The organism is Arthrobacter sp. JUb119 (assembly GCF_024807995.1).
In the GTDB taxonomy this organism is placed as follows: domain Bacteria; phylum Actinomycetota; class Actinomycetes; order Actinomycetales; family Micrococcaceae; genus Glutamicibacter.
Genome location: NZ_JANUFE010000008.1, coordinates 109,064 through 133,358, shown reverse-complemented (window position 1 = coordinate 133,358; position 24,295 = coordinate 109,064). Strand labels below are relative to the sequence as shown.

Annotated in this window: 19 protein-coding genes; 2 read left to right on the top strand and 17 right to left on the bottom strand. The window is 54.8% G+C overall.

Going from position 1 to position 24,295, the window contains the following annotated elements:
- Window positions 1-44: 44 nt before the first annotated feature.
- Window positions 45-1,031: a Dyp-type peroxidase gene (locus tag M2368_RS17475; RefSeq protein WP_133834621.1), complete on the bottom strand. Its 987-nt coding sequence runs from the start codon at window positions 1,029-1,031 to the stop codon at window positions 45-47.
- A gap of 570 nt (window positions 1,032-1,601) precedes the next feature.
- Between M2368_RS17475 and M2368_RS17470 the strand changes: the two genes are divergently transcribed.
- Window positions 1,602-2,486, top strand: coding sequence for an FUSC family protein (locus M2368_RS17470; RefSeq protein ID WP_286172280.1), 885 nt, complete (start codon window positions 1,602-1,604; stop codon window positions 2,484-2,486).
- A gap of 230 nt (window positions 2,487-2,716) precedes the next feature.
- Here the strand turns inward: M2368_RS17470 and M2368_RS17465 are convergent, their stop codons facing one another.
- Both M2368_RS17465 and M2368_RS17460 read right to left on the bottom strand, forming a co-directional pair.
- Window positions 2,717-5,038: an FdhF/YdeP family oxidoreductase gene (locus tag M2368_RS17465; protein ID WP_133834620.1), complete on the bottom strand. Its 2,322-nt coding sequence runs from the start codon at window positions 5,036-5,038 to the stop codon at window positions 2,717-2,719.
- Window positions 5,039-5,269: 231 nt separating this feature from the next.
- Entirely contained in the window at window positions 5,270-5,920 is a 651-nt protein-coding gene (locus M2368_RS17460) for a DUF1345 domain-containing protein (protein ID WP_286172279.1), read from the bottom strand.
- Between the two features lie 413 nt (window positions 5,921-6,333).
- Here M2368_RS17460 and M2368_RS17455 point away from each other — a divergent pair, with 413 nt between their 5' ends.
- Entirely contained in the window at window positions 6,334-7,056 is a 723-nt protein-coding gene (locus M2368_RS17455; protein ID WP_133834619.1) for a response regulator transcription factor, read from the top strand.
- Between the two features lie 1,628 nt (window positions 7,057-8,684).
- Here M2368_RS17455 and M2368_RS17450 read toward each other — a convergent pair.
- The 14 genes from M2368_RS17450 to M2368_RS17385 all read right to left on the bottom strand — a co-directional run bounded on the left by M2368_RS17450 (window position 8,685) and on the right by M2368_RS17385 (window position 24,196).
- A complete protein-coding gene (locus M2368_RS17450; protein WP_133834618.1) occupies window positions 8,685-10,424 on the bottom strand; it encodes an ABC-three component system protein in 1,740 nt (579 codons plus the stop codon).
- The gene (locus tag M2368_RS17445; RefSeq protein WP_133834617.1) at window positions 10,424-10,672 is read right to left on the bottom strand and encodes an ABC-three component system middle component 6; all 249 of its coding nucleotides are present in this window, start codon (window positions 10,670-10,672) and stop codon (window positions 10,424-10,426) included. Before M2368_RS17445 ends, M2368_RS17450 begins: the two co-directional genes overlap by 1 nt.
- Window positions 10,669-11,604 carry an ABC-three component system protein gene (locus M2368_RS17440; protein WP_133834616.1) on the bottom strand — a complete coding sequence of 312 codons (936 nt, stop codon included), beginning with the start codon at window positions 11,602-11,604 and terminating at the stop codon, window positions 10,669-10,671. The genes M2368_RS17445 and M2368_RS17440 overlap by 4 nt, the downstream gene beginning before the upstream one ends.
- Window positions 11,605-12,360: 756 nt before the next feature.
- Window positions 12,361-12,687: a hypothetical protein gene (locus M2368_RS17435; protein WP_166650837.1), complete on the bottom strand. Its 327-nt coding sequence runs from the start codon at window positions 12,685-12,687 to the stop codon at window positions 12,361-12,363.
- A 62-nt stretch (window positions 12,688-12,749) separates the two neighbouring features.
- Complete coding sequence (locus tag M2368_RS17430) at window positions 12,750-13,376, bottom strand: hypothetical protein (protein ID WP_133834614.1); 627 nt, start codon at window positions 13,374-13,376, stop codon at window positions 12,750-12,752.
- A 430-nt stretch (window positions 13,377-13,806) separates the two neighbouring features.
- Window positions 13,807-14,349, bottom strand: coding sequence for a dihydrofolate reductase family protein (locus M2368_RS17425; protein ID WP_133834613.1), 543 nt, complete (start codon window positions 14,347-14,349; stop codon window positions 13,807-13,809).
- Between the two features lie 1,270 nt (window positions 14,350-15,619).
- Complete coding sequence (locus M2368_RS17420; RefSeq protein ID WP_133834612.1) at window positions 15,620-16,594, bottom strand: hypothetical protein; 975 nt, start codon at window positions 16,592-16,594, stop codon at window positions 15,620-15,622.
- 258 nt (window positions 16,595-16,852) lie between these two features.
- Entirely contained in the window at window positions 16,853-17,977 is a 1,125-nt protein-coding gene (locus M2368_RS17415; RefSeq protein ID WP_166650836.1) for an acyltransferase family protein, read from the bottom strand.
- A 171-nt stretch (window positions 17,978-18,148) separates the two neighbouring features.
- Window positions 18,149-19,321: an MFS transporter gene (locus M2368_RS17410; protein WP_133834610.1), complete on the bottom strand. Its 1,173-nt coding sequence runs from the start codon at window positions 19,319-19,321 to the stop codon at window positions 18,149-18,151.
- Between the two features lie 100 nt (window positions 19,322-19,421).
- Entirely contained in the window at window positions 19,422-20,201 is a 780-nt protein-coding gene (locus M2368_RS17405) for an SDR family NAD(P)-dependent oxidoreductase (protein WP_208294279.1), read from the bottom strand.
- A 79-nt stretch (window positions 20,202-20,280) separates the two neighbouring features.
- Window positions 20,281-20,772, bottom strand: coding sequence for a cupin domain-containing protein (locus tag M2368_RS17400; protein WP_133834609.1), 492 nt, complete (start codon window positions 20,770-20,772; stop codon window positions 20,281-20,283).
- An 11-nt stretch (window positions 20,773-20,783) separates the two neighbouring features.
- Complete coding sequence (locus M2368_RS17395) at window positions 20,784-21,977, bottom strand: acyl-CoA dehydrogenase family protein (RefSeq protein ID WP_133834608.1); 1,194 nt, start codon at window positions 21,975-21,977, stop codon at window positions 20,784-20,786.
- A 108-nt stretch (window positions 21,978-22,085) separates the two neighbouring features.
- Window positions 22,086-23,456 carry an FAD-binding oxidoreductase gene (locus M2368_RS17390; RefSeq protein ID WP_133834607.1) on the bottom strand — a complete coding sequence of 457 codons (1,371 nt, stop codon included), beginning with the start codon at window positions 23,454-23,456 and terminating at the stop codon, window positions 22,086-22,088.
- Window positions 23,453-24,196, bottom strand: a complete 744-nt coding sequence (locus M2368_RS17385; RefSeq protein ID WP_133834606.1) for a GNAT family N-acetyltransferase — start codon at window positions 24,194-24,196, stop codon at window positions 23,453-23,455. Before M2368_RS17385 ends, M2368_RS17390 begins: the two co-directional genes overlap by 4 nt.
- Window positions 24,197-24,295: the final 99 nt, after the last annotated feature.

Sequence of the window (24,295 nt, the reverse complement as noted above, 5' to 3'; positions counted from 1 at the left end):
CTATGCATCCGGCTTCGACGAACAACTCCTAGTCGGTCTGCCGGCTATCGGCCAGCATGCCCCCCGGATTCGTACGAAGGCGAAATTGCTGGTTCTTCGCCTAGGCTCGAAAGCAGGCTCAAGGCCGGGGCGAAAAAAGCTACACCGGTTCGAGGTGTCGAGAAATCCAATAGACGATCATGCAGGCCCGGCGGGTCCCCAATGAACATGCGCTCCAGCATCCGCTCAATAACCCACAAATGCCGCGTATACCCGATGAAGTAGGTGCCGAATTCGCCGCTACCCGGGCTTCCGAAAGGCATGTTGTCGCGCAGAATGTCATGCTCACCTGTCGCGTCTTCGATCGTGGCCAGGGTTTTGTGCGCTTTCTGTCCGGCCGCGGCATCCTCTAATTCAACCCCGTCAGCCTTCGTGCGCCCGATGATCGCTTCCTGCTGTTCAGTCGTGAGGTTTTGCCACTCATCTAGCGGATGCAAGTACTTTTGGACGACAACATAGCTGCCGCCTGCGAACTCAGCATCTTCTTCACCCACGAGGGTGGCCGCCGGAAGATCCAGCCCAGTCGGGTTCGCCGTCCCATCGACGAAACCAAGAAGATCGCGGGAATCGAAGTAGCGGAAACCTGCAACCTCATCGACCACGTTCACGCTGTCGCCCAGCGCCTTCAATATGAGCCTCTCCAGCTCGAAGCATAGATCCTGGCGTTCGGATTGAATGTGGAAGAGCAAGTCCCCAGGTGTTGCCACAGCGGTATGCGTGGCCCCTGCAACCTCTCGGAAAGGATGCAACTCGGCTGGATGCGCACGCCTGGTCACTTCATGCCACACTCGGCTACCGATGCCAACCGTGCAAGAGAGCCTGGCTTTCAGATCCCGAAACCCAACTGTCTTGACCAGCCCCTGGATATCGCTGAGGGTTTCACGGACCATGTCGATGGCCGCGGCTTCATCGCGGATTGTGCATACAAGGAAGACCGCTGATCTGGTGAGCGGAGCATCCACGCTTTGCGGCTCGATAGGTACTCGATTCATAGTGCCTGATCCGTCCGTACCATGGGAGTTTGCAGTCATCGGGCTCCTTCAGTCGATGTGGCCGTCTTTCAGCAGAAGCTGGATATTGCTAAATCTACACTCTGGTCACAGGACTACTGACCAGGGGCAGCCTTGCGAAATCCTGAAACTCCGTACAGGACTCCCATATTGTTGGCCATTATTGAACATGCCTGAGACGATCATGGCCAAGAGAAGAAATCCCCTGAGAAATTCGACAGGCAAGTTCACTTCTGTCACTCCGAGCCGCGCCCCTGCAGCGTGCTCGCGCAGTCTGCACCCACTTGCCGTGTTTTAGACTGGTCACCAGAACTCCAACTTTGAAAGATTGCACGCGGAAATGCCCGACCAAGACTCGTAGCTACCCGTCTTGGACCCGCCGCGCTTCAACCAACAACCCGGCTGGATCCACACTTGATGCTAATCGTCAGACGCGTCCACAGCGCTCTTCTAGCACTATCCCCCACCCGTAATGATCACTCGGTGGCTTGGCGGCTCACCGCCAGCGTAGGCATCCCGTCACTATTGCTCCTTGCCGCAGGGCATCCCCACTTGATCATCTACGCAGTGTTCGGGGCCTTTCTCGGGATGTACGGCAGAGATGATCCGCCTCAGCTGCGCATCGTCCACCAAGCCCAAGCCGCTGGTTTGCTCCTTGGTGGCGCAATCCTGGGCATCAGCCTGGCCTACCTCGATACAGGACTCTGGGAACTTGTAGGCATTGAAGCGCTTTTCGCCGCCGCAGCCTCCGTCTACGCCGATAAATACGGTCTCAAACCCACCGGACCATTCTTCGCTATCTTTGCTCTCGGCGCCTGCGCCTCGGTTACGCCGACCGTGCCATGGTGGTGCGCTGTAGCTATTTGCCTGGCGACCGCCGTGTTCTCAGCATGCATCGGCTTTGCAGGCTGGGTGACCGACCGGACCTGGTCCGCTGAAGCGACCCGAGATGTCGCTTCCCTGCAAATCTCAGCGACCCTGGTCCACGCATTTCGCTATTTCCTGGCCCTAGCTGTCGCGGGTGTAGCGGGCCTCCTGCTGGGCATCGGCCATCCATACTGGGCTATGGCAGCTGCTGCCGTTCCACTTGCTGCAGAAACTCTCAACCAGCGCATTAGAAGAGGCCTGCACCGAATCATCGGCACCTTGTTGGGGGTCGGGGTTACCGCACTAATACTGTGGCACCAACCGCCGGTTGCGATGCTGGTCATCATTGTAATTATCCTGCAGTTCCCCAGCGAGCTCCTAATGACACGGAACTACGCCCTCGCGCTGACATTTTTCACCCCCATGATCCTGCTCATGACACTCTTGGCCAGTCCTGTAACTACTGAGACTCTAATCGTAGACCGCATAGTGGAAACGCTGCTGGGGTCCGTCACTGGAATCTTGGTCGCGCTGTGCATCAAAGAACCCCGCCAACGCCTCGCTCGGTAGTCCGCATCACGCTGTTCTTCCCTGAAGCGACGAGGCATCCTGTGCACACAGAGTGAACGCCGCGAAGCACAGGTTCCATGCAAGAATCCGTCACACCGTGCAAGGCCCCGAGGGGTAGTGCACGCTTTTCGGCGGTCTGCCGATACATACGAATGGGTTGCACCAGAGTGGACGGGACTCCTGTCCCGTCCACCCAACTGGTACTTCTTTGGTTCAGGCCATTCCAGCCGTTATTTTCGGCTCAGTTCAATCGTCACTTTCAGATGCTTCATGATTGGCTGATCACTCTGCGTGCTGTAGTCGCCGATCGCGCACAGCACGTTCATCTCAGGCATGTAGCCAGCAGCGCAACTGACCGGGATATCGTACGGAATCGCCAAATACCCGGCTAAAGAACGGGTGGAACCATCCTTGGCAGTGCTCACGATATCCACGGCATCGAATTCCGAGATGCCGCGATCCGCCATATCCTGCGGATTCATGAAGACCAGCGTGCGGAGGTTCTTGATCCCGCGGTACCTGTCATTGTCCGAATAGATGGTTGTATTCCACTGGTCGTGCGATCGCATAGTTCCCAGGGCCAGCGTCCCGGCGGCCGGAACCACATCGGGAAGCGCCGCGGCAGAGAACTCTGCGCTGCCCGAGTCGGTGCGGAACACCAGTTCCCTTGCGGGCTGCTTGAGGCGGAAGCCCAAAGGCAAGCGCACCCTGCGATTGAAATCCTCGAATCCTTCCAACGCGCGCGACATGGTGTCACGGATGCGGTCGTAGTCTTCCACGTACCACTGCCACGGCGTCTTGCTCTCCGGCAGCGCGGCGTTGGCGATGCCGGAAATAATGGCGGGTTCGGAGAGAAGATGTTCGGAAGCCGGACGTTTCATGCCCACAGATAGATGGACCATGCTCATCGAATCCTCCACCGAAGTGCTTTGGATCCCGGCAGCTTGGTGGTCTTTTTCGGTACGCCCCAGGCAGGGAAGAATCAGTGCCGCCCGGCCATGGACCAGGTGGCTGCGGTTGAGCTTGGTACTCACATGCACCGTGAGGTCGCAATTGCGCAGAGCAGCAAAGGTATAGGGAGTATCCGGAGCCGCGAGGGCAAAGTTTCCTCCCATTCCAATGAATACCTTCACCTCGCCGCGATGCATAGCCTCAATGGTTTGGACGGTGTCCATCCCGTGCTTGCGGGGTGATTCAATGCCGCAGACCTCATCTAGACGAGACAGGAATTGTTCGTTGGGGTGGTGGTCGATACCGCAGGTTCGGTTGCCCTGGACGTTGCTGTGGCCGCGTACCGGCGATGGGCCGGCACCTTCCCGCCCGAGATTGCCCCGCAGCAGCAGCAGGTTGGTAATCTCCCTGACGGTGTCTACGCCGTGTTCATGCTGGGTGACTCCTAGACACCAGCTGATGATGCTGCGGTCAGCGTCCCTGTAGACCTGCGCCGCTTTGAGGATCTCCTCATGGGCCAGCCCGGATTGGAGTTCGATCTCTTCCCAGCTGGTTGCCTCGCAGATGGCCCGGTATTCCTCGAAACCGGCGGTGTGCCGGGCAATGAATTCACGGTCCAAGGCCTTGTCGTCGGTCAGCGACATTTCCAGAATTGCCTTGGCCATCCCGCGCAGCAGGGCCATATCCCCGCCGATGCGTGGTTGCAAGTTCAGCGTGCTTGTTTTCGTTGACCGGAAAGTTGCCATGTCCAACATATCGTGCGGGACGATGGTGCGGGTGGCGGCGGCCTCGACGAGCGGATTGATGTGCACCACTTGGGCGCCTCTCTTATATGCCTCGGCAAGGGCCGTGAGCATTCGCGGAGCGTTGGAGGCTGCATTCACGCCCATAATGAACAGGGCATCGGTGATTTCCCAGTCGTCCAGGTCTACCGTACCCTTGCCGGTGCCCAATGCATCTTGAAGTGCGCGGCCACTGGCTTCGTGGCACATGTTCGAGCAGTCCGGCAGATTGTTGGTACCAAGTTCGCGGGCCATGAGCTGATAGAGGAATGTGGCTTCGTTGCCTAGGCGTCCAGAGGTGTAGAAAGCCGCTTGGTCAGGATCGTCCATTTCCCTGAGATCTGTTCCGATCAGTTCGAACGCGTCTGCCCAGCTAATGGGAACATAGTGGTCCGTTGCAGGGTCATAGACCATGGGCTCGGTGAGGCGGCCTTGGTGTTCCAGATCGTACTCGCTCCATTTTGACAGTTCTTCTACTGAATGGGTGGCGAAGAAGTCTGGCCCAACTCTCCTGTGGGTCATTTCCCAGGTGACGTGTTTAATGCCGTTCTCGCAGATGTCCAGATGCAGGCCTTTGTTGTCGTCCGGCCATGCGCATCCGGGGCAGTCGAAGCCCTTGCCCTCGTGGTTCATTCTGAAGATCGCCTTGGGGCCGTCCACAAGGGCGCCTTCTTTGACGAGGATCTGCCCGACGCTCTTTGCAGCACCCCACCCAGCCGCGGGATGGTGGTAAGGACGGAATTCCGGGGTCGCGTCGGAGCTAGGTTTCCCGTTTGGCTCTGGCTTGCCCTGGTTGTTCTTTTTCTCGAAGGAGTTCACAGCATTCCAACTTCCGAGTCAAGGGTCAGCGTTACTCGCTGGTTACTTTGAACCTTATCGCTGTGAGCCGACTATTGAAACGGAAAAGGTGCTTCTCGGTTTCTCAAACTGTTTTCGACGATTCATCCGCGTGCTCCAAGCACGGTTCATAAGAACCTCTTCTGCGGCACAACCTTGCTATATTCTGCACACCCTGTTCCCCAGCCCACGCACATTAGCCGCTTATCGGTCCTACCCAATGAGGCTGATCACCAAATTGATGGTGGTGGCCAGGAGCCCTGTGCCAAAGACGAAGGCAAGCAGACTATGATTCAGCACCACTGATCTCATGGAGCCTGAAGTGATGTTGGTGTCTGCTACTTGGTACGTCATGCCTACGCTGAAGGCCATATATGCGATATCCGTGTACTGGGGCGGTTCCGTTTGGTTGAAATCGATGCCACCTGGCTCGCCACTAAAATAGACCTTGGCGTAGCGCAAGGTAAACAATGTATGGATCATGAGCCAAGACATGGCCGTGCAACTCATTGCAAGCAGAGCCAGCGCGAACCGTCCGGCTCCTTCAACATCGCTGCTACCCATAATGACGAGCGCAACTGCTGCCAGGGAAGAGACTGCGGCCATCAGGATCAACAGTTCCGAGGTGCGCTGTCCAGGGTCTTCCTCCGCAGCATGGAATGCCGTGCGTTCTGCATCCATAGGAGCAACCGTGAGCCAGACCGAGGAAGTGTAAATGAACGCCGCGACAGTCCACCCCACCGCCGGGGCGTAGATCCACTGGCCCAATAGCCCCGTTAATATCATGGCAAGCGTGCCGAAGACGAGCATGCACAGGGAACGAATCTGGCGATGTTTTCTGCGTGTGCTGCCCGGGAAACTCATGCTGAAAGTATGCCACGACTACCGCCCCGCCCTCCGCAGAGGGCACCCGTATAGGCGCAGCGCTACAAGGATGCAATACAGGGCCTGATCTACGCTGTTAGAGCGACAAGGCGCTCCGATTCTAGACTGGGTGGAGAATCTTTGATCGAGAAGAACACCAGCACGGTTATAACTCCGGTCGGCATCGGTCAATTTCACGAAGAAAGTACCGAGTTCCAGGCAAACGATCGATGGCTCATCAAACCGACCAACGATTCACCTCTGAACCGCCGGATTCAAGACCTGACATCAGTTACATCAGGGTCGTGGAGTCATAATCATTCACCATTTACTTGCAAGTGAGGCAAGTCACATAGGGTTCTTGAAAACTTACTAATCCCCTATCGTCCCCGTCCCGAAATTAGGATCAATTCATGAATGGCACGCTCAACAACGTTACTTCCGCCGATAAAATTCGAATTCACTTGGTCGACGAAGATGGGTATTCCCGCTCGGCAATCACAGCCCAACTAGGTGAAGCAAGCGACCTGGCATTAGAGGCCTGCTTCAATACGGTCGAACAGTCCTTAACCCAAAAATCCTTTAGCGCCCCTGACATCTTGCTCATTAACATTCTTCATCCGGACCTATTATCCGATCATGCTCTCAGCGAGGCCGTCTCCACACTGCCAGAGACCAAAGTCGTACTACTGACCATGAATCCCAGCATGGACGTCCTCGACGATGCCTACGACTCGGGAATCGCCGGAGTAATCTCCAAAAGAATGGTCAGTGCCGGGCTGCCGAACTATATTCGGGCCATCGCCGAAGGTTACTGGCTTTTCATCCGACCGGAAACCGGCGGCCCCTGCGCTGCAGAACCGTTGCGCGAAGGTCTCTACAAACACTATCTAAGAAACTTGGAGACAGCCGATCAGGAAATAGTGCGATACGTGGCCTTGGGACTAACGAATGCCCAGATCGCAAAAGAAGTGCACCAGAGCGAAGGAACCGTCAAGAAGCGCCTCTTCGATATTCTCGCTGAACTTGGGTTGTCTAAACGAGTCCATCTGGCTCTTGTCGCCTGCGATGCCGGTATCGTCCGAACCAAAGACCTCCTAGCCACACTGGCCGAAGATCTTCGCTTAGGGGCTTAGCGCCACCACCTTGGGCATCATAATCCATAATTGAGCACGGCTGCTACTCGCATATTCGGCGAGACCGCAGTTCTCGAAACCACAGCGCTCTAGTTCCGTGTGCACGGCTTGTGCGAGACCTCCACCCGTTATGCTGTGGACATCACCTAAAAGAGGATCATGCGACTGTCGGCCAACCAGTCCCGGCACGGTTTTTTACCCCTGCCTTCAACGATCCGGTGGCGCCCCTGTGGGTAGAAGTTGCCCATGAGGGTGCGAGTTCTGTCCGCATTCAGAAACTACATCAGAACCATCGAAGACAAGCAGTACGCAAGCAGCTGTCACAAGATAGTCGCACTCAAAAAGCGCGGACATCTGCTTACACTTCAAGGACATGCCGCCACGCAAGGACTGCGTTCCGCACAGATCCTGGCGAAGCCCGGTATCCCGAAACGCTGGCCCAGAAAGGGGATTTACTTGGTGGGTGAGCGCATCCCACTGGAGCCTGGATGGCGACCAGCGGACTCCGGCGGCCGGCAACCCCACAAGGGACATGCCACCACTCAAACTAGGGCGCCAGGTCTCGAACTGGCTCCAGCTGAGCATCGATCCCAAACCTGCTCTCCTGTCTCTGGGAACGCGATTCAGAGAATCCGAACTGGGAACATCAATCAGCCCGGACCATCAGCTAACAGGACGCAAGCAGCCAACCGTGCAGAAGACCTCCTGCAGTGCCACCCAGGAAGATGGGCTGCCAGCAGCAGCTGGGCCGCCGCCGGCCCACTTGCACGGACGAAATGTCCCCGTCAGACACCAAGCAGAGAAACACCAGAGCACGTGAACGGCGAGCGCAACCACCCGAGGGAGAACTGAGGAGGAACGTCAGGAGCTGTGGTCAGGGGCGCAGCAATCAGGCGCAGGTCCGGGGGCGCGCCTGTCATATTTGGTGGCGAAATGCACCCTTTTCATTGACAGTATGCACCCCAGCCTGGATGCTTACCAATGAGAGCAGGCCGCCTTGCTAGGCGCGAGTCCTGTCCGTGTTTAGCAACACCAACAGATCCAAAGTGGACGCACGGTGCTTCAGCTGCCGCATGTGGCACCGAACCTCTCACCGCCTGTGCTAATAGCCAGAGCAAACGCCGTCGATGAACCAATACGACGAACAACCATGCCTGGCAAGGTCTGCTCAGCAGACCCAACAGCAACTGGAATCCGGCCCCGGCTAAATAGCGATGCGCTACCGGTTCCTCCCGTTTACTTGTTGCGCAAGCCAGCAAACTCCGGCGGCTGGCAGTTCCACAGGGATATACGGGCAGCTGCCAAGCACAACGGATCCCAGGCAACCCACTGCCAGGCCCCAGGGCAAGACGCAGAACGGGACGACGCGAGAAGGAAGCGGAGGGCGCCGCGGTGGAATAAGAGTGAAAGAGTCAAGACATATGGACGCGGGATACAAAGCCATACAGGGTTCCGAGTCATCGAAGACTCGATGTAGGGGGATAACTTTCGAAACTCGTTGCGCGGTTGTCAAACCCTTTGTACGAACCGATCTGTTTTCACTAAAAGAACGGCGGCGTTGCAGATGACAATTGAACATAAGAGGGTGACCACCTCTAAGTCAGGTTGTCACTTTCGGCATGTGGTGTCTACTCGAAGTGGAAACCGAATAGCCCACCATCTTCGAAGGCATCGGTGAGATGTGGTTCGATTACGGCATTCGATAAAGAATCGTTGTATCGCTCAGCCTTGGCCAGATCGTCACTGTTCATCGTCACGATGTACTGCAGTCCTTCCTCTGCACATACTTTCGACGCTAAGTTGAGCGCTTCGGCGACTTGACGTTCGTCGACGCCGTCGAAGAGGTGGCTGTCGTGTACAAGGAAATCTGGCCCGTGTCCGTTGCGGTGAGCGAGCACAGCGCACGTAAGGTCGAAGCAGAAGATGACCATCTTTCCAATACCCTGGCTGTTTTCACCGCCGATATGCGGCGAGATCCGCAGACTGGTTGAGAGCGCTTCGATATCAACATAGGCCTCCCTTCCTGGCCCGTAAAGGGCTGTTGCGAACCGCTGGAAGAGGATATTAATCTCGGCGATGTGTTGCTCTCGCTCATTCAGGTCACGGTTAATCTCCTGCTGGAGGCGACTCCTCTCGAACTTGATCTCAGCTTGGGTAGCCTCAAGTTGTCTTGCAGTCTCGAAACGACTTGAGATCGTCTGTAGTTCTGAACGCGCAAGAGAAAGTTGCTCTTGCAAGGCGGTAAAAGCGTCGAGCGCGCCACCTTCATGCAATGCTCTTAGCAGACGCGCCTGTTCTTCACCGAGCCGTCCTCGCTCGTCCTGGCGACCATCAAGACGGGTTCTGGTTGCCGCAATTTCTTCCTCTAAGTAAGCCCTTCGATTAGTTAAGACGGAATGATGGAATGACTGGACATCGTCATAGCGGCGCAATACAGCGTCAGGCAATATGATGCCGAGCTCTTGATAGGCTCGCTGAAGATACTCTGCATCTGGCTCATGCTCATCGTGTAGCGCGTCGTTTAGATCTTGCAGATTACGACGATCAGCGGCATCTTCTGTCCGAGCTCGACGAATCCGAGCATCGACTTCGTCTGCTCGCTCCTGTAACAGTTCATACTCTGGGACAACCCGGAACGCAGAGACTTGTTCTTCGAGTTCACGCACTCGAACGATGGCTGCTGCAACTTGCCCCCGAAGTTCCGAAACCGAACCGACAATCAGACCAAAGGCCGGGTCTTTAATCGCCTGCTTTAACTTACGACGGAGTGATTCCCGTCCCGCAAATTCTTGGTAGCTAGCTGCGAGATTCCAGTCCAGCCCGAGTAAGTAGGCAACATTTGTCGTTGCCTCAGTCATCGCCTGCGCCGGAAAAGTTTTAACCGGTTCGTCCATCCCGTGCTGGCTTACCCTGCGGATATACAAGGACATGAGTGCCCTAGCACTGATTCCGGTATGTTCCTCCGGAAATCCAAATAGTCCTCGGCCAATGGCTTCTACCCATTCTGGAACAGCAAGGTAGCCAGAAGCGTGTGCGGGTACCGATTCCAAAGTGACGTTCGGGGTGAGCTCAATACGGCTCTTCTTAATTAATGAACGGGTAACGGTCACCCCATTGTCGGCATTCGGCCAATCGAGCTTTAGCGAAAAAGCGTCGTTGCTCAGTGCTGCATTAGCCATAACTGAATTCGTTAGTGTGCGCATACCGAAGATAAAGTGCAGAATCTCGATAATTGAAGACTTCCCTGCACCGTTACGACTGTCGACGTCTCTCGAATGGGCCGTTTTATCCGCAATTAGGATGTTAAGACCTGAGCTGAACGAAATAGATTTGAAACGATCGTCGCTTGATCGCAGTTGCCGAAGCATTAGCTGGTTCCTTTTCGATAGAGCAATCCGTCTTCATAATGCACGGTACCCAGGCTATATAGCAGGTCAAGGGCGAGCACGAACCAAGAGAATGGGATAAGCGCATCGTTCGCGTGTCGGATTCGCCATGCTTTGAAAGCAACCCATACTTGGCTGACAGTCATTGGTTCGGTGAGGACAATTGAAATCTGGGCTCCGACGGTTAGAAGTGCCCGCTGGGGAGCGATACCTTTGGTCGGAGCTATCAATTCTGCACATCCATATTCGCTGGTACCCAGCCGGATGGGACGTTCTCAAATATGTCGCAGCTCTCGAAAAAATAAGCAAGGACCGCAGTTTGGGCACGGTAAGCCGGCGCTGTCGGCATACGATTACCAGCAAGAAATTCTCGGATCCTCAGAAGGACGTCTTCTGGGTCCAGCCCGCTGTTCACAGCAGCACGGTACTCGGAATGGAAACGGCCAGCCACTTCATCACGTTCAGTAATATCGATACGCTGTTGATAATAGTCAGAGATAGTTGACGAATAACGCATCCCCTCACGCAACTCGGCTTGGCTCTCCTCGCTGAGATCGCTGTACCGCAGCTTATACGCAGATACTGTTTCAATTGAGCCTAAGGGCGCGTTGATCAAGCGCTTCTCAGACAAAGCTGCGAGTAGCTCTTCCATCTCCTGCAGTCCGAGCGCAATAGCATGTTGCATCGGCAAGGGGCTTTTGAGTAAAGCTTCGACATCCTGACTATCCTTTTTGCCGAGAAGGTCGCGGAAATGGCGCATACCCATAGTCTCGAATGAGATTCCAGGATGAGCGCTTCGTGCTCTGGCCAGAGCTGCAGAGATCTCTGGGTGTATGCCTCGCACATCGTTGTGGACGAATACAAAAGTCGTGAACTGTCCAGACCGTTTCTTAATTGCACCGGCTAAATCGGAGTTGAACTTCTGGATCGTGGCTGCAGCGTCAACCGTTTCTGGTGCGTAACAAGCATAGAGTTTGTCTCCGTAGAGATCGAGCCCGTCACTTGCGAGGTCACCAATGTTGCCATGCGTACGTACATCAACGAACCCCGGGAAGCATAGCGACATCAAGTCATGGAAAAAGGATTCGAACGCGTTGCCGTGGAGCTCGTGAAGATGAGTCCAAAGCAATCCTCGCATCGAAAGACGCTCGTAGAAGTCCATGCATCCCTCTCGGTGTCGAATCCACGATGATCTCGTAGGAGCTAGTTCCAGTTATTTTCTGGAAGTCTCCATTGTTTATCCATTAAGGATAAATTTACTGTGAACCGTTCCGAAAATCATGGCTGTAAATGACTAACGGCATCATCGAATAACGAGCCGTTGAATTCATCATAATGGAGTTCTTCGAGCTCTACCTGACACCGGTAGCTCAAAGTCAAATACGATCGGGAGGCGTTATACCAATGCCCCCTCGCTGCAGAATAAGAGCCCCCGAACCCCGCAAGCCCAGGGCAGGGGCCGAGGGCACGACGCAGAACAAGCCAACGCAGAGCGGCACGGATGGGCACGGAGCACCCCTGGGGGCAAGACGCAGAACGAGACCACGAGAAAAGGACCAGACGAACACCAGCACGGAACGCAGCGGAACAGGGGGGGTGAAGAAGGCGAGACCTCCCCGGACCGCAACCCCTTCCACCGTCTCAGCACCTGGCGAGCGGTTCAGCAACCCTGAACATGCGCCCACCCAAAGGCGACGCACACGGCAACTTCAACGCGCCAGGTTACATAGCCCACCAGGAACTCAAACAGCAGCATGCAGCTCTTCAGGATGGCGCCAAGCGGCTACGCACGGTATGTCCCCACCAGCCGGCACACAACCAACACCAGACGGCAGGGAAGACCGGCAAACGCAACCAGCAGGCAGAGCGCAGAGGAAGAAACCGTGTGTCCGCGCACGAGGCTCAGCGGGTGTGTACTTTACTCGAAAAAGCAGGCCTGCATAAACTTCGGAAACAGGGCGAAAAGGCTCGTCACAACGCGAATCTGGGATACAACGACCGCGAGTCGCGCCAGACCACATACCGCTTTTCCACCCATCCACGCTGGAACGAGAGGGTTGAGATTCGGCTTCATAAGCTTCCGCTCTTGGCGCGTAAATGCCGCACCTGTGTGCCTTTCAGTTACTGGGCGGAGTCTTTCAATCAAATCGCAGGCAGCTACAAGGGCGAAAAGTATGCCTTGCTCAGCTGAAGTCAATTTCCCGGAAATGACCTTCGATTCACCATCATCTTCGGCGTCCATCATGGTCAAAAGTCCGCTAATCCATGTCCGCCCGTGAGTTGCAGCAAGGTGATTGCGCTTCCGCGCTATAGCTTGTGTTTCTGTACCTTAGCGCGCGCCCGCGCCCATTTCTGGTCCTGTTGATTCGCCCAGTTTTTGTTCTGTCGTTTCCGTTTATCCTTCCGGGTCTCTCGACACACGTACTTCCGAGCATGGGTGACCTCTGAGGACTTCATGACCACGGGGATCTTCACGAGCTGTTTATAGAACTCGCGTTCGTTGTCTCTTTGATCAATCACAACAAAGCCAAACCCAGCAAGAGCACCGTAGAACAGTGAGAAAAGTGCAGCGCCTGCTAGTCCGAGTGCACCATAGGTCTTGTCAATGGGCCATATGAATTCCAGAATAATGACCCCAAGTACCAGGAACATGACAAAAATGAGAGCAGCGACAAGCATAAACGGAGTGATCTTCTCCAGCATGCTTTTCCTCTGTAGCGAAAACGTGGTCAACCGCAAGCTTTCAGTCATGATTGCCTGCTCAGCAGCTTTATATGCATGCGATGAAGGATCTAGTGTATTTTGGTTCGCTTTCAACGCATCCAAACGAGCGATCACCTGAGAGCTACGGGCCTTGTTTTTGAAGACAACGAGGAATGATGAAACTCCCGCAGTTCCCAGAAGTGCACTGATTATTTCAGGGCTAATATTCATTCAACGGAACATAGCAAACACGGTGTCCACTAAGACAAAATATGACATGATCTCAATAAATCCCCACACGTGAAGTACCGAAGTGGTAATTGCTAAACCAGTCCCACAGGGGACGTATGCCCTCCATTGCAGGTCTTTCCACAGCATAATTTGTATCGATAAGCTCAACTGAGGCTCAAAAATCTGCTCAAAGTGTCCGTATGAGTCGACACGAGATCTGGCACGGCATCGGCGAGCGCAAAGATTGAATGCACCGGGACGTACCACCGGTGGCTAGGACCTCACTCATGGGATACGACGGCCGGATATGCTGACAGGTGGCCGCGTGATGGCATGTCTCCCACAGCGCCTGGTTCTTCAGGCTGCGGTCCAAATCCCATTGGTCATGTGTGGGGCGCTGCGGCCCGCCTGGGATGCGCGGCGGAGGTGCTCAGTGAAGCACCCGGTACGCCAGGTGCACTTCACTTGCGAACGCTGAAGTTTCCACCCGTTCCAGCTCGATATGTTGCCCTAAACCTTCAAACAGGGAAATGCCGCTGCCAAGCAGTACTGGGGCGATATCAAGATGCAGCTCGTCGACCAGTCCCAGAGCTAGGCACTGCCGCGCTATTTTCCCGCCCAGCAAACTGACAAAGCTATCTTGTGCATCCCGTTTGGCGGATTCCACGGCCCCAGCAATATCATCGACCACGAAGGTATAGGTGATGCCGTCTCGTTCCACTGGCTCCGTGGCTGTATGGGTCATCAGATACACCGGAACCTGAAGCATCCCTCCATAAGGGATTTCACCGTCCTCAATCGTCTGCGTTTGATTTGCTCCGCCGACAATAGCTCCGATCTTCCCCATGACCGAGGCAACGACCTCATCATCCTCCGGTGCGGAGGGACGGCCAAACATCCAATCCACACCGCCATCAGCATCGGCAAGGAACCCATCGAGGGTGATAGTGGCATGGACAATCACGGTGGCCATAACTTCGCTCTCTTTCACCAAGGGGTGGGCGGTCAGCAACGCACGGTCAAAAGCCAGCGAGCCGGGCTGCCTTGTTCACTGCCACCCTAAAACACCCTTCGGCGTACTGGATAGCCTCTCTTTGAACCAAGGGTTACTGCGGTGGCGATGTACTCCAGCGTGGTGGTGTGAGCTGACGGCGAGCGCCGGCTGGGAGGAGCCGGACACACCACTAGCGTCAACGCTGGATCATTGCTCATCCTTATGTGCCGGACCCGGATCTGGAAGGCAGGACGTACCGTCGGGTGCCGCAAGCGATCCCTGGACGAAGAAAGACGCCGGCTCATTCTCGCTGCCAGGCGGCCACGTGGTGGTATGTCCCCCACGGGGCCTGGCTGCGCCGGATTCTTGGGGTACAGGAACAGCGGGCCACCATCAGGTGACGCGCTGTAGGAGGCGTGCAGGCCACTCGAAACCTGCAAGGAAAAGAATAGCGTTCGCTCATACGACATGGGAAAAGTGCACAGTGAGCCATCAGTCAACGCACCAGCTGAAAAGCCCCAGGAATCCTGAGTGAGTCTAGAGCTCCGGGCAGGGGTGTGTTTAGACTGTGAGCGTGTGGTTTGACCGAACCCCACCCTACCCAGGCAAAGGGGGAAGGGGTGGCGTTCCTCTTTTAAGTTCCACTTGCGTCCGCCGAGATGAAAACCAGGCCCATGGCATCATGACAGCGTCGCAATGCTTTCCCTGCACTAGTCGGGCACCAGATGAGGCCGAGGGCTAAACGATCAACGACTAGCCGCGGCACCCGCGTACCTAGAGCGCGAACAGGCTCCCTGTTGAGTGCCGAGGCAGGCGGATGGTTCGGCAGTCACCGCTATTTGAACGCTGAGTGCAAATAAGATGCCGCGGTACACGGTGAGCACCCAGGGAACAAAGTGCAGTGGTTGTCATGGCGGGACGTCCCTCCAGTGGGACAGAGTCCAGGCAGGTGATGGGTTGCATGGTCTTCTCTTGCCTCGGCCGAAGGAACCCAAGGGTCGTACCGCTTACCGCCCCCCGGGCTGGGCCCTTGTGAAAGGTGCCGGCGGCCGCGCTGCGGCAGCCCGCCCCGGTGGTTTGTCCCCGGGCGGGCTGCCGCACTGCTCAAGACGAAACCAGGTGGTCCCGTTCTAGGTCCGTCGGGCTTCAATGAGATGTCGTGACGAGTGCGCAATCAACGGCTGGCCACCACGCATCAAAGCATCCAGCTGTCACTGAAGCCGGTCCTAAGCCGCGAGGTAAACAAAGGTCAGGTTCCAGCCCGCTCACATTCAATATGCTCGATCTGAAGTTCCGCCCATCTCTTTTCGACTTCAGATTTTCGATAAATGTAATTAGCCACGGCAGCCCGAGGGTTCCAGTCGCGTGTCCACGAAGTTTCTTTCTTTCTGGAAAGGAAAATAGCGAATGTAGGCAGCAAACCCGTGAGACTGCAAGTGATTCCCACTAAGGGAGCAGAAACATACGCCAGCCCTACACCAATCGCGGCAAGCGCGGCTAGGTAAAACAATAGGAGAACTAAGGCCAGCAACTTATCCCAGACGGAAGTTTTCATCATCCAGGATATAACGGTGTGAAAATTGGTCACAGCACAGAATCCACCGATTACTGCGTAAAATGCGTAAATTCCTAGGGCCGCAGAAAAGGACACTGGGTGATAAAATACCATGGTTAATGAGGCTAAGACAAAGCTCAATGCTAGAGGAGGTAGTAAAAATACCTTCCACGCAGCAAACCGTGATCTACTACGAAAAATTTCAAGGTTCACTTGTGCTTTACTTAGCTTCGTTCGCGCTAGCTTCAATTGTACTCTTGGATCGTTAACTGCATAGTTACCTAGCGTTATCGACAATAAGATCAGAGCAGTATAAGCAGGTATAACGACTAGCATTTTAGCCGCCTTATCCGCTTCTCCGACTGAGGCGACTGAGGAAAGTACAATTGCAGGGAACGTACACGCGATAATTAAAGTAGAAAATACGCCTAAGGTCCTACTTGTTTGCCATGCTCTATCGCCAGTCCCTCTAATTTGTCCAGTGACACTCACTACAAAGAAACCCAACAGGATCGTTAGGTAGAATCCGCAAACCCATCCAATCTCTTCTAGTATCGAATCCCCGAGGGCACGTACAACTCGATGAAATTCATCCAACCCACTACCCACGGGAAGCGTACATTGGATCGCCGCAAAAGAGAGCACTAATATTACGATCGAAACTGTCATTATTTCACTGAGAGTCTCGCTTAGAGGTCGTGTCGGCCATTGGCCGTAATGAGTTACCCTTGCTTTTCTCACAAACTTGTTCACCTAACTTATTTTCAATTCATTTAAATAATGGCAGACAGAGCACACTTATCGATATATAAGCCGGGTGCCTCACCTTAAATTTTCAGATAGAAAATCTTGATTATTTATCGTTCCTTTCGAGGTAGCGCTGATTTCATAGTGCTCACCAGAGCCGGAGTGTCTGCCGCTGATCCCTCACTTTGTTGCCATCGGCCTACGAGAAACTGACGAATCAAGCGTTTCACGGCGGCCGAATGCTTCAACAAGAGGCCGTTCAATCAAGAAATACAAAATCCATGCAACAGCTACAGCGATCACGAATGCGGTCAGCGCTAGGGTAATGATTTCGGAAATGCCCTTCAGACCGTCAGATGACTTCGACCATTTGGCGACCAATTCAAGTACTGGGTAATGCACCAGATAGAACCCGAAGGACAGCTCCCCTAAAAGCATCAGCCAGCGAGGCGCATCAGTTCCACGCGCATAGGTGCGGCTTAGTGAAGCGGAAAGTATCAGCCACGCGCTCGGGATCACCAATATGGCCCGATGTGACCACAACGTCGGTGCATACAAGCAAAGAATGTATGCACAGATCAGACAAACGAGTGCTGGAAGAATTGGAGCTCTTTTGATCCACCCTGATCTGACGGCTATTGCAAGGCAGCCTCCGAGCACAAACTCTGGAAGTCGAAATAGCGGAGATACATAGGCAATCCAGTAACCGAAGCTCTTGACGTTCGGATCTAATGGCATCGCTACTCCAGTATTGAAATAGGTTGCAAGCAGCACGATGCCAGCGATCGCAATCAGTGCTCCAACGGCCAACACAGTTGCCCTCATCCGAGTTCTACATTTATGCATCAAAGGTGCGATGAAAAGCGGGAAAAGAGCATAGAAGAAGGCCTCGACGCATAGTGACCATCCAGGTGCGTTGAGCCCAAGCGCGGTTGCTGGGTGTGTGAACCACGCTTCACTCATGACCAGATATCCGGGAAGCAGATGTAACCGATCTGGGTTAATCATGACGGCCAGGATCCCGGAGAGCCAGTACAACGGCAGGATTTTGACGAAACGGCGCCGCCAAAAACTACGAACTCTATCACCGGGTTTATGGGACCAACTGATCACAAAACCACTGAGGATAAAGAAGAAAGTCACTCCCAAGCCGCCAGCTGGGTCTGCTAGCCAGCGTAAGGTCGAATGGGATTCGACCTCAGATGAGAGCAAACCGATCTGAGGGAGAGTCACGTGGAAGATGAAGACCACAAGGGCCGCGGGGAACCTGAGAACAGTCAGCATCTGCAGACGTGGTGCGTCCACTGGGCTAGGGGGTTGCATGAGATTTCGTTGCTCTATTCATTTGTGAAGGTGCGATGCTGGAGAATGGCCAGCTTGATGAGACATGCCATATTGAAAGGCCAGTGCAGACACTGGCCTTTCAATATGTTTTGAGTTGCAAGATTGTCGATGGCGCTCACGCCGTGGTTTGAGCTATTCCGCCATAACGGCTTCGACCAGCTCTTGTTTCTTGGTTCGAGTCTGCGCAGCCAACACCAGTGCAGCAAGGACGACGAGCACGGCCCCTGTCCACATTGCGATGGCCGGGTCATCGCCAAACATTCCAATGGTCACAGCGCTGACCGCTGAGCCCAGCGTGACACCTGCCGAAATTACGGCAGTGTGGATAGTGCTGACCATCGTGCCTGCACCACCAACTTCTGCCACACGAGTTACCAGAGCCGGGTTCATCGTGACTCCGACGAAGCCAACGACGATCACCATAATCAGAACGACCGGCTGGACGTATCCGAATGCGGCAAGCGCGGCGAGCGCGATGAATAGCAGGGCGTGGCCGATCCGGAGAACTGCGATGGCGTGCTTGTCTGCGAATTTCCCGACGATCATGTTGCCGATGTATGAGCACACACCGTAGGCAAGAAGGATGATGGTGGTGGCGTTTGTGCTGAATCCTGCGCTGGTCTCTAGCAATGGCGTGAAGTATGAGAAGGAAGCGTAGGCAGCACCAACGGTAAGCAGGCTGACCAGGTATCGTGCCCAGAGTCGTGGCATTCGCAGGTTTCGTAGATCTTGTGCAGCTGCTTCCTGTGCTGGGGCTTCGCGTTTAGGTAGGACGGCGAGGCTTGCGACGAAGAGTGCAAAGGTGAGGATGCCTAGGACGTAGAAGCTGGACTGCCAGCCCCAGCGGTCTGCGATGAAATGCGATAGTGGCAGCCCTAGGACGGTGCCGACCATGATGCCGCCGAGCACGATTGAGATCGATTCTCCGATTTTCTGCGGGCTTGGGGCGAGGAGGGCGGCGTAGGTGACGGATAAGCCGAATGATGCGCCAGCTAGTGCTCCGGTGACGATGCGTACCATGGCGACCCACCAGTATTCATCGACTAGGGGAACGAGTACCTGCATGACTGCGTAAAGGGCCACGATGGTTAGTAGGGCGCCTTTGGGTGGGCTGTGTCGTAGGAAGTAGGCAAAGAGGGGTCCGCCGACGGCCATGCCTGCTGCGAACATGGAGACGAGCATGCCGATCTGGCCTGTTGATACTCCAAGGTCTTCGGACATGGCTGGCATCATGCCGGCGACTTGGAGTTCGCTCATGACGGTCACCATGATGGTGACCATGAGCAAGTAGAGGTGCTTTTTCATAGGAGTTTCTTCCTTGAGAGCTTGGATCTTGTTGGTTGTTCGAACAATTTTGGATTACATTATCCAGAAATTGGGTATGCGTAATCGTTGTTGTTCTGGATCAGGCGTTCGTTCCGCCGTCGACAGCAAGTGTCGCTCCAGTGATGTAGGAAGCTTCTTCGCTGGCGATGAATACTGCAGCACGTGCAACGTCGTCCGGAACACCATATTCTCCAAAGACCGTAGTGGAGCGTTGGTAGTCTGAGGCTGGTCCGTCTGCAGGGTTCATTTCTGTATCGATTGATCCGGGCGCAATTTCGTTGACGCGGATTCCGAGTTCTCCCAGGTCTCTTGCGAGTCCACGGGTGAATCCAGTGATGGCAGCTTTGCTGGTGGCATAAGAGGTGAGTCCTCTGCTGGGCACTCGATTTCCAAGGCAGCTGCCGATGTTTACGACTGATCCCTTGGGACTGATGTGTGGTGCAGCTGCTTGTGTAACCAGAAATGGTCCGATGACGTTGGTGGTGATCGTGCGTTTAAGCGTTTCGGGAGATATCGACAGGAAGGCTGGCGCGCTCATGTCGGCGTATCCTGCGTTGTTGACCAGGACGTCAATCTTTCCACCCAGGATGCCCACGGCCTGCTGGATTGCTGGGGCGATCGTTTGTTCTTGTTCGAGGTCTAAATGTATGGCGGAAGTTGGCAAGTTGGTTTCGGCGGTGATGCGTCGTGCCGTTTCTTGTGCGGCTTCTTGGTTGCTGCGGTATGTGAAGGCTACTTCGTATCCAGAGTTAGCGAATTGCTGGGCGATGGCTGCGCCGATCCCTCGGCTACCTCCAGTGATTAGGGCCGTCTTCCGTTTCGAAGTTTTAGTTGTCTGTTGTGCAGACTCGATGGTCAATGTACTTTTTCTCCGTTTGCACTTGGGTTTTCAATGGTCGATGCCGTGGTGTTCTTTACGTGTTGCACCACCATTGTGGTTAGGCGGGTTGCAATCCGTGGCGCAGTCCGACCTCAGCGGCTCGGAGGTTGTCTGCTTCGGTAGCGACTGGGATCGGTAGTGCAGGTTCAGCCTTGGTTCCGGCTTCTTTGAAGAACTGTTCGGTGCCTGATGGGGTGAAGAGAAACTGCAAGTGAGCTGGTGTCGCTGTGTGGTTGTAGAACCTGTGGACGGTTCCGGCGGGAATCACAGCAACATCGCCCGTGTGAACTTCTTGGCCTTCTTCGTAGAGGTAAAGAGTGACGGAACCGTCCAGGACTGTGATGATTTCCAAGGCATCAACATGGATGTGCGGTGGTGGGCCCCCACCAGGTGGTACCCACGCGTCTGTGAGGGAGATGGCTCCACCTGTCGCTTCACCGGGGACTGTCAGGGTGTAGACATCGCTGCTTAGCCAAACTTGTTCGGCTTCTGCGAATCTGAGAATTTGCGCTTTGGGCGTGTCGGGGTTGGTTTGTTTTCTCTGGTTCATTTTGGTCTTTCCTACAGGAATGGTCCTGCAGTTTTTCCGCCAAGAATGCGGTTCCCTGCAAGTTCTAGTAGTGATTGTTGGGCTACGGCATGCTGGCACATCACGTGCAGGTCACTTAAGCGAGCGCCGAGATCGCCGGCGGAGACGTAAACCGCCTGGGCGCCGAGCAAGTCACCTGCTTTCATGACCAGATCTCGTGATCCCTGGAATGCGCGCTGACGAATGGCTGCAGAGGCTACGAGGATCGAGTCTTGATCAGCTTGGGTGTGAGGGTTTTGCTGATACACGTCCCAGGCTGTTGCCAAGCTGCTGTAGACACTTGCTCGTAGTGACAGTAGGTCAGCGGTGAGATTTCCGATGGAATGTAGAACGCGATCGTTTGGTTTCTCGCCCTCTTTGAGGAGAGCTGCGACTTTCTTCTGGACACCGGCGACAACTGCGCTGAGTCCGCCCACAGCTACACCGAGAGGGATTCCTGCCATTTTGCGCAGAATGGCATCGTGGGGACGATGCATTGGGCCGTCGAGTTTCGGTTCGTGCAGGGAAAAGGTTCTCTCGGTAGGGATGATGAGACCCTCTGCGCTGTAATGCTGACTACCTGATCCTTGGAGCCCCCAAGTGTCCCAAGTCTGCTCAACCTTGACTGATTGTTTGTCGAGTACTGCAATGCGCCAGGTCCATTCGCTGGAGTCGTGGGCGAAGTATCGAACTCCCCCGAGCAACACGTCAGCATGGTCGATGCCTGAGCCGAATTGCCAGCGACCGTTTACTTGGCAAGTCCCGTTTCCGAGATCGACGGCCGTACCTTGAGGATGAATCCAGCCGGCACTAATCAGTCCGGATGTGGGGAACACTTCTTCGCTCACGGAGGATGGTAGGAAACCTCGGTAGATTCCTGAGTCCATGCCAATCATCACGCACCAGGCTAAACTGCCGTCGATCGTGCCTAGCTCTTCTAAGACTCGCGCTTGGGCTGCCGAGGTTAGTCCGCGGCCGCCTTGTTCCGTGCTGAGCGCGAGGTCGAAGAGTCCGCCGGTGCGCAGTAGTTCTACGCAGCTGTCAGGCAAGCGTCCGCCTTGTCGGGCTTTCACGCCGTGGTCTTGCAGTTCTAGACGGTGTTCCTGGACCCATTCCAGGACGTCCCATACGCGATCCTCTTCGGCAAAGAAGTAATCGTCTTGCTGTTGCAGCATTGTTTGCAACATCTGCTCTCCTGTCTTGTTGGCCCTACAGGGTGGACCTAGTACTTAGTGGTGTTGCAGGCACTTCTGTATGCCCCAGCTCAAAGGTTGGTGGCGGTTTGAGCCGGTTCGTTATTCTGCTCCGGCGGTAACGTAACGATTACTTGCAAAAACTCGGGTCGGGTCAATCACTCGACTAATCCTTTGTGCAAGGAGAGCGTCAATGCTCCGGCCTTGATCGGCATAGTCTTCTCTGGTGTGCCCTGTATCAACTCGGTAGGGTGCGTATCCTGAGTCGACGAGCTTGGAAACCATCCGGTCAAATACTTGGTGGGCGTCATTGGAACCGGTCTCGTCACGCTGGAATGAGAGCGCTACGACCAGGTCCACGGTGTCGTGGTCAAGTACGTTCACGGTAGTTCCGGCTCTTACGTTTGTTCCGACGATGCTTTGTCGGACAATTTCGATAGCTTTGACGACATCTCGACCATGCATGGGTAGGAAGGGCAAAGCGAAGATCCAGCCGGTCCCGTGTTTATCGGCGCCTTGTGTTGATGCGTTAAGTGCGTTGCGTACGATGGTTTCGCTATTGCTGGTGTCACCGTCGTACAAGCTGATGACAGCGGACATGAGCGGGTCATCATTGACTTTTGAGGCCGGCACTCGTTGTGGTTGGATGCTTCCGAGGCGCCGCCAAAGTTCTGAGATTTTGGCTTCTGCGATCTGCTCAGGACCATCAATGCACGCGTGAATGGCAATCCTTGCTTCACGGGCTCCGTAAAGTGAACTTGATTCTTCGTCGTAGATCTTTGTGACGCCGCTGAGAATTCCGTCTCCAACTAGGGTGCGTAGTTGGTCGACTACCGTTTCCATTGTTCCGGGGTCGACGGTGAAGGTCACGATCTCGCGGCGGGAAGGACGTGGTCGAAGGCTAATGGTCGCGGCGGTGACTACCGCAAAGTTTGATTGTGTAAATAGGTGAAGCGACGAAGGGCCCAGTCCCCAACGATTCGCCGCGAGCGATCCCACGTTAGGCCACCACCCAACTGTGCCAGCGGTGCCATCAGGTAGAACGACTTCAACTCCTAGTAGATCGTGCGTTCGTTGGCCGTGAAGGCCGACTCCGCGATCCATCATGTTTCCAACAATTGAAGTTTGGCCCGAGGAGGCAGTGCAGTTGAGAAAACGTGATGTTCCTTGAAGCTCAGCACTGAGCTGATCCTGTGTAACGCCAGCTTCTACAACGGCGAATCCTCGCTCAAGGTCAATGATCCTGATCTTGTTGAGTCGATGTAGATGTACAAGATCAGTATTTGGTGTGGGGCTCGATGCTGAACCGAGTCCCCAGTTATATCCGCTGGAGACGACGCGTAGCGGGAGGTTGATGCTCGCGTTGTGTGCTTTGAGCAGTTCTTGGACTGCGGCGACATTTTCTGGCTCGAAGACTGTGCCTGGTTGAACTGCAGGAAACTCGCTGACGTTCATTCCTTGGAGGCGGTTCATGCGGACTGCCCCCACTCACGGTTACGGTCTGATTTGATCGCGACATATGAGTGTTCATCGTCAAAGGTTGCATCCGGGGTGATCAAACGTGCCCGACGAACCGATTCCAAAGAGTAACCAGCTTTAATTGCAGTGCGTACAGAAGCGGAATTTGCTGGTTTGATTCCAAGCTCAATCCTTTGAATTCCTGCAGATTCAAAGGCCCAGTTGGTAAATACTTTGAGCGCACGCGCGGCATAGCCCTGCCCACGATGATTTGGCATCGTGGCATATCCGACGTCAAGAACTCCTGGTGGGACGAGTCGACGTATGGACAGCTTCGCGACGGGTGGACCGTCCATCTCAGTGCGAGCGATGAGGAGCGATGTATCCCCAAGTCTCCAGCCTAGGTAAGCTTCTGCAACAAGAGTTTGAATCGTCGCGTCTGATGCAGCGGGGAAGAGCGCGTGTTGGCGTGTTCCTTCGTCCATTTCATTCGCGCATAAGTCAATGCAATCAGTGACTCGTGGGTGCGTGAGCACAAGCCCCTGGCCGCGGATACAACCGTCTTTCAGGACCGGGAAAAACATCTTAGGTTGCTGGCTTATCTGCTGACCTTCTGATGGAGCTTCCCATCGCGAGTTGCCCAGATGTGTCCACCCTTCGCCAATCAGCCGTTCCACCTCCTGGCAGTCGCCCATTGTCACAATCCGAACATTGGGCTCGATGCGATACTCAAGGGCTCGGTGATCTAGAGCCATCTTGTTTCCTCCCTAGGTGAGTTTTCCTAATTTGCCCTGACAGCTTCGAAAGGTCGTTGTGGAGCTGTTGGTTTTGGACAGGGCAGTACTTTCATTCTG